At 46.0% G+C, this 1,165-nt stretch carries 1 protein-coding gene; it reads left to right on the forward strand.

Annotated features, from left to right (window positions below; genetic code table 11):
* Positions 1–89: 89 nt before the first annotated feature.
* The coding region (locus JC606_RS23165) for a flagellin (protein ID WP_198779556.1) at positions 90–1,165 on the forward strand (1,076 nt) is incomplete at its 3' end.

Below are 1,165 nucleotides of genomic sequence, written 5' to 3' on the forward strand. Positions count from 1 at the left end.
GCCGTTATTAAAAGTAACTTTGAGAGAACTACTTGGTTTTCCGAGACGTCGGAAACCGCAATACCGGAAAATCAATTGGAGAAATCACCATGGCAGTGAATGTAAATACCAACGTTTCAGCGATGACTGCGCAACGTTACCTAAACAACGCAAACAGCGCACAACAAACATCAATGGAGCGTTTAGCTTCTGGCTCTAAAATCAACAGCGCAAAAGATGACGCTGCGGGCCTACAAATCTCTAACCGTTTGAACGTTCAAAGCCGCGGCCTAGACGTTGCTGTTCGTAACGCGAACGACGGTATCTCTATTGCACAAACTGCTGAAGGTGCAATGAACGAGACAACTAACATCCTGCAACGTATGCGTGATCTTTCTCTACAATCTTCAAACGGCTCAAACTCAAAAGCAGAGCGCGTAGCGATTCAAGAAGAAGTAACAGCACTGAACGACGAGCTAAACCGTATCGCGGAAACGACGTCTTTTGGTGGTAACAAGCTACTTAACGGTACTTACGGTACACAATCATTCCAAATCGGTGCAGATAACGGCGAAGCGGTAATGCTGAACCTGAAAGATATGCGCTCTGATAACGCTCAGATGGGTGGTAAGAGCTACCAAACTGAGAACGCTAAAGACAAAGACTGGAACGTACAAGCGGGTTCAAACGACCTAAAACTATCGTTCACAGATAACTTTGGTCAAGCTCAAGAAATCGACATCAGCGCAAAAGCCGGTGACGACATCGAAGAGCTAGCGACATACATCAACGGTCAGCAAGATTCTGTTAAAGCGTCTGTAACTGAAGACGGCAAGCTACAAATGTTCGCGGGCAACAATAAAGTAAGCGGCGATGTGTCTTTCTCTGGTGGTCTTGCTGGTGAGCTAGGCATTCAAGCTTCTAAAGAAGTGACGGTTGATACTATCGACGTAACGTCTGTTGGCGGTGCTCAAGAGTCTGTAGCAATCATCGATGCGGCACTTAAGTACGTAGATAGCCACCGTGCAGAGTTGGGTGCTTTCCAAAACCGTTTCGACCACGCAATCAGCAACTTAGACAACATTAACGAGAACGTTAACGCATCTAAGAGCCGTATTAAAGATACCGACTTCGCGAAAGAAACGACTCAGATGACTAAGTCTCAGATCCTTTCTCAAGCTTCAAG

The sequence above is a fragment of the Vibrio sp. IB15 genome, from assembly GCF_016406055.1.
GTDB lineage: Bacteria > Pseudomonadota > Gammaproteobacteria > Enterobacterales > Vibrionaceae > Vibrio > Vibrio chagasii.